This is a genomic window from Mycobacterium sp. (genome assembly GCF_035499775.1).
GTDB lineage: Bacteria > Actinomycetota > Actinomycetes > Mycobacteriales > Mycobacteriaceae > Mycobacterium.
This window is the reverse complement of the sequence record NZ_DATJYB010000572.1, coordinates 1-7,006: the sequence shown is the minus strand read 5'-3', so window position 1 is coordinate 7,006 and position 7,006 is coordinate 1. Positions and strand designations below refer to the sequence as shown.

Annotated in this window: 5 protein-coding genes and 2 pseudogenes; all 7 read right to left on the bottom strand. The window is 67.2% G+C overall.

Annotation, left to right across the window (positions count from 1 at the left end; translation table 11 throughout):
• Positions 1-769: ornithine carbamoyltransferase (argF, locus tag VML93_RS34665; RefSeq protein ID WP_325617769.1), on the bottom strand; the 769-nt coding region annotated here is incomplete at its 3' end.
• Positions 762-1,949 (bottom strand): acetylornithine transaminase, encoded by a 1,188-nt coding sequence (locus VML93_RS34660; protein ID WP_325617767.1) that lies wholly within the window; start codon positions 1,947-1,949, stop codon positions 762-764. The genes argF and VML93_RS34660, both read right to left, overlap by 8 nt.
• Positions 1,946-2,827 (bottom strand): acetylglutamate kinase, encoded by an 882-nt coding sequence (argB, locus tag VML93_RS34655; RefSeq protein ID WP_325617765.1) that lies wholly within the window; start codon positions 2,825-2,827, stop codon positions 1,946-1,948. Before argB ends, VML93_RS34660 begins: the two co-directional genes overlap by 4 nt.
• Positions 2,824-4,038 carry a bifunctional glutamate N-acetyltransferase/amino-acid acetyltransferase ArgJ gene (gene argJ / locus VML93_RS34650; protein ID WP_325617763.1) on the bottom strand — a complete coding sequence of 405 codons (1,215 nt, stop codon included), beginning with the start codon at positions 4,036-4,038 and terminating at the stop codon, positions 2,824-2,826. The genes argB and argJ overlap by 4 nt, the downstream gene beginning before the upstream one ends.
• A pseudogene (argC, locus tag VML93_RS34645) lies at positions 4,035-5,094 on the bottom strand (N-acetyl-gamma-glutamyl-phosphate reductase). The gene argJ and the pseudogene argC overlap by 4 nt, the downstream one beginning before the upstream one ends.
• A 40-nt stretch (positions 5,095-5,134) precedes the next feature.
• Positions 5,135-6,721 carry a PE family protein gene (locus VML93_RS34640; RefSeq protein ID WP_325617759.1) on the bottom strand — a complete coding sequence of 529 codons (1,587 nt, stop codon included), beginning with the start codon at positions 6,719-6,721 and terminating at the stop codon, positions 5,135-5,137.
• A gap of 105 nt (positions 6,722-6,826) precedes the next feature.
• A pseudogene (locus VML93_RS34635) lies at positions 6,827-7,006 on the bottom strand (PE family protein); the annotation flags it as partial.

The window sequence follows — 7,006 nt, the reverse complement described above, 5'->3', positions numbered from 1 at the left end:
GGTCCGCCAGCCCGAGCAGCCGGGCATTGACCTGGAACGGCCGGAACGGCGCGACCCGGTCCAGTCCGTCGTTCTCCTGCCCCATCGACGTCCAGGTGTCGGTCACCAGGACGTCGGCACCCGCGGCGGCCGCGTCGGCGTCGGCGGTCACCGTGACCGACGCACCGGTTTGCTCCGCCCGCCGCTCGGCCGCGGCCAGCACCGACGGATCGGGCACGAAGCCGTCGGGAGCCGCGACGGTGACGTGGACGCCGGCGGTCGCCCCGCCGAGCATCAGCGAGTGCGCCATGTTGTTGGCGCCGTCGCCGAAGTAGGACATCTTCAGGCCGTGGAGCGCCCCCTTGCGTTCGGCGACGGTCTGCAGGTCGGCCAGCACCTGGCAGGGATGGAACTCGTCGGAGAGCGCATTGACGACGGGCACCGAGGCGGTGGACGCCATCGCGGTCAACCGGTCCTGGCCGAACGTCCGCCACACGATGGCATCGACGTAGCGGGACAACACTTGTGCGGTGTCCTGCAGGGTTTCGTCCCGGCCCAGCTGGGTGCTGCGGCCGTCGACGACGACGGCATGGCCGCCGAGTTGCGCGATGCCGACCTCGAAGGAGAACCGGGTGCGGGTGGAGTTCTTGTCGAAGATGACCGCGACGCCGCGCGGGCCCTCGAGGGGGCGACGGCTGAACGGGTCCTTCTTGAGTTCGGCTGCAAGATCCAGGATTTCGGCCTGTTCGGTTGGCGACAGGTCGTCGTCGCGCAGAAAATGTCTAGGCATCTGCGGCCTTGTCGAGGATGCCCGGCAGCGCGCCGACGAACGCGTCGATCTGGGCCTCGGTGACGATCAGCGGCGGCGCCAACCGGATCACGTCCGGGGCGGCCGCGTTGACCAGGAACCCGGCGCTGCGGGCAGCCGTTTCGGCGTCTTTGGCGTGCGGTGCGGTCAGCACGATGCCCTGCAATAGGCCGCGGCCGCGAACGTGGTCGACCAGCGGGTGGCCCAGCGATTCGATGCCGTGTTTCAGGGATTTACCCAGCACCTCGGCGCGCCGGACCAGGTCCTCGGCCGCCAGCACCTCGAGCACCGCCAGGGCCGCTGCCGTGCAGACCGGGTTGCCGCCGAAGGTGCTGCCGTGCATGCCCGGCGTCAACAACTCGGCGGCCGGCCCGACGGCCAGGCACGCCCCGATGGGCAGCCCGCCGCCGAGTCCCTTGGCCAACGTCACCACGTCCGGCGTGATGCCGTCGTGCTGGTGGGCGAAAAACGCTCCGGTGCGGCCCATTCCGGTTTGCACCTCGTCGAGGATCAGCAGGGCGCCGTGGCGTGCAGTGATCTCGCGGGCCGCAACAAGATAGCCTTCGGGCGGGACGACGACGCCGCTCTCCCCCATGATCGGTTCCAGGAATACCGCGGCGGTGTCGTCGCCGACCGCGGCTGCCAGCGCGTCGGCGTCGCCGTACGGGACGTGCGTGACGTAACCGGGCAGTGGCTCGAACGGCGCCTGCTTGCTCGGCTGACCGGTCAGCGCCAGCGAGCCCATCGTGCGGCCGTGGAAGGCTTCTTGTGCAGCAACAACTTTCGTCCGACCGGTGAGCCGGGACAGCTTGAACGCCACCTCGTTGGCCTCGGTGCCGGAGTTGCAGAAGAACACCCGCGCCTGGGTGTCGGCCCCCAGCTGGGCGACCAACTCCTCGGCCAGCGCGATACCGGGTTCGGTGGCATACAGATTCGAGGTGTGACCCAGCGTCGACATCTGCTGCGTGACGGCCTCGATGACCGCGGGGTGGCGATGACCCAGGACGTTGACCGCGATGCCGCCGAGCAGGTCGACGTAGGTCTTGCCGTCGACGTCGGTGACCACGGCGCCGTCCCCGCTGGCCAGCGCCACCGACGGGGTGCCGTAGTTGTTCATCATCACGGCCTGCCACCGCTGTTGCACGGTCTCGGTGTGGGTCATGCGTTTACCACCTTGGTGCCGGTTCCGGCGTCGGTGAAGAGTTCGACCAGTACGCAGTGTTCGACTCGCCCGTCGATGATGTGTGCGCTGGGCACGCCGCCGGTCACGGCCCGAAGGCAGGCTTCGACCTTGGGGATCATGCCCGTCTCCAGCCTCGGCAGTAGTTGTTCCAGTGTGGCCGTGTCGATTTCGCTGACCAGCGAATCGCGGTTGGGCCAGTCGGTGTAGAGGCCTTCGATATCGGTCAGCATCAATAGCTTTTCGGCTCCCAGAGCTTCGGCCAGCGCCGCCGCGGCGGTGTCGGCGTTGATGTTGTGTACCACACCGTCGACATCCGGGGCCAGCGTCGACACCACTGGAATCCGATGTGCTGCAATGAGATCCAATACCGCCGCGGTGTTCACCCGATCCACGTCGCCAACCAGCCCGATGTCGGTGACCACACCGTCGACGGTCACACTGCGCCGCACGGCGGTGAACAGTTGCGCGTCCTCCCCGGTGATGCCGACGGCGTAGGGACCGTGCGCGTTGATCAGGTTGACCAGCTCACGGCCCACCTGGCCGAACAACACCATCCGGGCGACGTCGAGCACTTCGGGTGTGGTGACCCGAAAGCCACCCTTGAAGTCACCCTCAAGGCCGAGGCGCCGCAGCATGGCGGTGATCTGCGGCCCGCCGCCGTGCACGACGACGGGATGGATGCCGCAGTTGCGCAGGAATGCCATGTCGGCGGCGAAGGCGTGGCGCAGAGTGTCGTCGGTCATGGCGTTGCCGCCGTATTTGACGACGACGATCTGGCCGTGCAGCTGTTTGAGCCAGGGCAGGGCTTCGGCGAGCACCTGTGCCTTGACTTGTGTCGGCAATGCCTCGACGCTCATGAGCTGTACGCCGAGTTCTCTTCGACGTAGCCGTGGGACAGATCGGTGGTCCGGATGGCGGCCTCGCCGGCGCCGACACGCAGGTCGACGACGATGTCGATGTCTGTCCCCGACAGGTCCACCTCCCGCGCACCCGGAGCGCCGACGCCGTCGATGCAGACCGCAGAGCCGTTGAACGAAACGGTGATTCGATCGGGTTCGAGGGTGACCGGCGCCATCCCGACCGCGGCGAGCACCCGGCCCCAGTTGGGGTCGGACCCGAAAACCGCGGTCTTGACCAGGCTGTCGCGTGCGACCACCCGCGCGGCGATCAGCGCGTCATCCTCGCTGGCCGCCCCGGTGACCGTCACGGTCAGGCGCTTGGTGACACCTTCTGCGTCGGCTTGCAGCTGCGCGCAGAGATCGTCGCAGACCCGCAGCACCGCTTCGTCGAGATCGGCTTGGGGCGGCGCGATTTCGCTGGCTCCCGACGCCAGCAGCAGCACCGTGTCGTTGGTAGAACTCGCCCCGTCGATGTCGAGCCGGTCGAAGGTGCGGGCGGTGGCGCGACGCAGGGCTTGGTCGAGAGCGGCGGGATCGGCGACTACGTCGGTCGTGAGCACGCACAGCATGGTGGCCAACGACGGCGCCAGCATGCCCGCCCCCTTGGCCATTCCGCCGACGGTCCAGTTGTTCTGATGGTGCAGCGCAACCTGTTTGGGCACGGTGTCGGTGGTCATGATGGCGTGGGCGGCGTCGTCGCCGCCGTTGAGCCCGCCGGCCATCTCGTGCACGATCTCGCGGACGCCGGCGAGCACCTTGTCCATCGGCAACCGGTCGCCGATCAGTCCGGTCGAGCAGACGGCGACCTCGATGGCACCGGTGTCGGTACCCCAGTCCGACAATGCGGCGGCGACCTCCTCCGCGGTGGCGTGGGTGTCCTGGAAGCCGCCCGGCCCGGTACAGGCGTTGGCGCCACCGGAATTCAGGATCACCGCGCGCAGCCGGCCGGTGGTCAGCACTTGCTGGGTCCACAGCACCGGTGCGGCCTTGACCTTGTTACGCGTGAACACTCCGGCGGCCGCATAGTCGGGACCTTCGTTGAAGACCAGCGCCAGGTCGCGTGCCCCCGACGCCTTGATCCCGGCGGCGATACCGGCGGCCCGAAAACCCTCCGGCGCGGTGACGCCCTGAGTACGCACCAACCTTGTCGCGCTGCTTATTTCGGTCATGGCGCCACCCCGACCACGGAAAGGCCTTCGGTCTCCGGCCAGCCCAGCGCCAGGTTCATCGATTGCACCGCCGCGCCGGCCGTGCCCTTGACCAGGTTGTCGATCGCCGCGATCGCCACGAACGTGTTGGCGGCTTCGTCGACCGCGACGGCGATGTGCGCGGCGTTACTGCCGATCACCGCACCGGTGCGGGGTAGTTGCGCCTCAGGCATCAGATAAACGAACGGCTCGCCGTCATAAGCCTTTTCGTAGGCCGCGCGCAGCTGCGACAGCGGCGCCGAAGTACGCGCGGTACAGGTGGCCAGGATGCCCCGGGAAGTAGGGATGAGCACCGGGGTGAACGACACGGTGACGTCGCGGTCGGTGACGGCGCGTAGCCCCTGGGCGATTTCCGGGGTGTGCCGATGCACACCGGCGATGTTGTAGGCCCGCGCCGATCCGATCACCTCCGAGCCGAGCAGGTCGGTCTTGGCGGCGCGGCCCGCGCCGGACGTGCCGCTGACCGCGACCACCGTGACCGCGGGTTCGACGAGGTCCTCGGCCACCGCGGGCAACAGCGCCAGGAGTGCCGCGGTGGGATAGCAGCCCGGAACGGCGATGCGCCGCGCTTCGCGCAACCGGTCGCGGGCCCCGGGTAACTCCGGCAACCCGTAGGGCCAGCTGCCGGCGTGCGGGGATCCGTAGAACCGCTCCCACGCCGCGGCGTCGGTGAGCCGAAAGTCCGCACCGCAGTCGACGATCAACGTGTCGGCGCTCAGTTGTTCGGCCAGCGCGGCCGAATGCCCGTGCGGCAGGCCCAGGAAAACGACGTCGTGGCCCTCGAGCACCGCCAACCCGGTGGGTTCGACCACTCGCTGCGCCAGCGGAGTCAGGTGCGGATGATGTTCACTGAGCGGGGTGCCGGCGCTGGTCGCGGCGGTCAGCGCACCGATCGTCAGCCGGCCGTCGGCGTACGCCGGATGTCCGAGCAGCAGCCGCAGAATCTCCCCACCGGCGTAGCCGCTGGCACCGGCTACCGCCACCTGTATCGTGTCGGCCATCCCGCCGATTCTGCATGGTTATGCAGGAGTTTGCAAATTAATACCTCCAACGCAGTCTAAGAGATCGCGTCCGCGAGTTGCGCGGGAGCCCAGACCGTCAGACCCGGGATGAGGCCGCCCAGTGGGGTACCGCCGATTACCACATCAGTTGTCCCTAAACCGAGCGGCAGGGTGACGCTTCCGTTAATCGGCCCCAGCGGAACGAGGATTCCGTCCAATGGCAGGTCAACGTCCAGAGCGACGTCACCGACGTCGGTGGGGACGGTGAGACTGAGCGGCAATACCGCTTGGCCGTTGAGGAAGCCGTCCGTGACTACGGCGGGTGCGTCGACGAGAGCGCCAATGGCGCCCAAGAAGTCTCCACCCTGCAGCGCGCTGCTGAAGGCCGAGATGCTGCTCTGCAAGGCCTGCACGGTGACAACCGGGGCGCCTAGGGCATCGATAGCGAGGGCCAGCGGTAAGCCCAGATTAAGGTCCGCCTCGAGGCTTGTGACAGCGATAGGCAGCGGCAGCAGCCGAGCTACAAGCGACGCGTCGGCTCCAATGCTCGTGTCCGTGACTGTGTTGACCACGTTGGTGAAGTTCTGCGAAATAGCCTGCGGGATGGACCCTGGGGGCAAGAGGTTGGTGAAATTCTGCGATATCTGACCGGGCACGGCGAAGGCGGAGAAAACATCGCCAACGAGCCCCGTCGGGGTGATGGTCGCGAGTAGGTCCCCCTCTACCCCCGTCGGGATCCCGAAGCGGTTGAAAATTATCTCGATGTTGTCGGTGACGTCCGCGTGGACGCCGAGATTGAGGAAGTTCACGAAGCCCTGCGCGATATCGTTCACCGCGCCCGAAAAGTCGCCCATCAGCAGCGACCTCAGCGCGTCTGTGAAGCCCGTAAACAGGGCAGGAAGCCCGGCTTGGATGCCGCCGACGATGTTCTGCAGCGCAGTGAATGTCAGCTGCCCGGAGTTGACGAGCCACTGCAGGTAGGGCAGCGGGTTGAGGTACTGAAGACTCGCGATGGCCTGCTGGAAGAGCGCCGGCACCGAGGCGGGGAAGTTCTGGAAGAAGGTCTGGATCTCGCCGAAGATCCGGCTCGCGTACCCGAGTTGGTTCAGGGCGACCTGGTGCCAGAACGGCACCGGGTTGGCCGCCCAGGCACCGACCAGGGCCTGCAGGTTGGCGCTGGTGTTGGCGAACAGCGTCTGGTACGGCCCGGTGATGGAGGCGAGCGCACCGGAGGAAGGGCCGCTCAGCAACGACGCGGCTGAGCCAAGTGACCCGAGCGTCGTGCCACCCGCGAAGGACCCAACGGCGGACTGTATCGCCGCGACGGGCGCGCCCAGCGCGCCCACCAGGTTCTGTTCGGCGTTGGCGATCTCGGTGCTGAGGTAGGCACCCGCGCCACCGTTCAACAGGTTGACGAACTCGCCATGAAACGCCGAGGCCTGCGCGCTGAGAGCTTGAAATTCCTGGCCATGTTTGCCGAATACGGCCGCGATCGCGGCGGACACTTCGTCAGCGGCCGCAGCCGCTACCCCGGTGGTGGGCGCCGCCGCCGACGACGTTGCCTCGCCCAGGGTTGCGCGAATACCCGCCAGATTTTGAGCGGCAGTCTCGATAAGTTCCGGATCCGCGACTAATAACGACATGTCAGTCTCCCCTCGACTCTGCGGCGGTCGCCGATGACCGTCGCGTACCCGAGCCTAAATTAACGCCGGATTGACACCCGGTGTTTTCAAAGAACGGATCAGGTTTTAAGCGCGCAAAACTGCGACAGCGGCGTCCACGCCCGTCTGCACGTCGGTTACACCCGCAACGAATTCATTTTCGGCGATCTGCAACGTAGCCAACCCGGGAGCAGCATCCTGCTCAGCCAGCTGCACGAAGCTCACACCCTGGGTGAACTCGCCATAGGCGCGCTCCAGGTCGGTGAT

Coding starts and splice junctions, on each gene's coding strand:
- argB (WP_325617765.1), bottom strand. CDS start 2,827: ATGAGCGTCGAGGCATTGCCGACACAAGTCAAGGCACAGGTGCTCGCC.
- VML93_RS34640 (WP_325617759.1), bottom strand. CDS start 6,721: ATGTCGTTATTAGTCGCGGATCCGGAACTTATCGAGACTGCCGCTCAA.
- VML93_RS34660 (WP_325617767.1), bottom strand. CDS start 1,949: ATGACCCACACCGAGACCGTGCAACAGCGGTGGCAGGCCGTGATGATG.
- argJ (WP_325617763.1), bottom strand. CDS start 4,038: ATGACCGAAATAAGCAGCGCGACAAGGTTGGTGCGTACTCAGGGCGTC.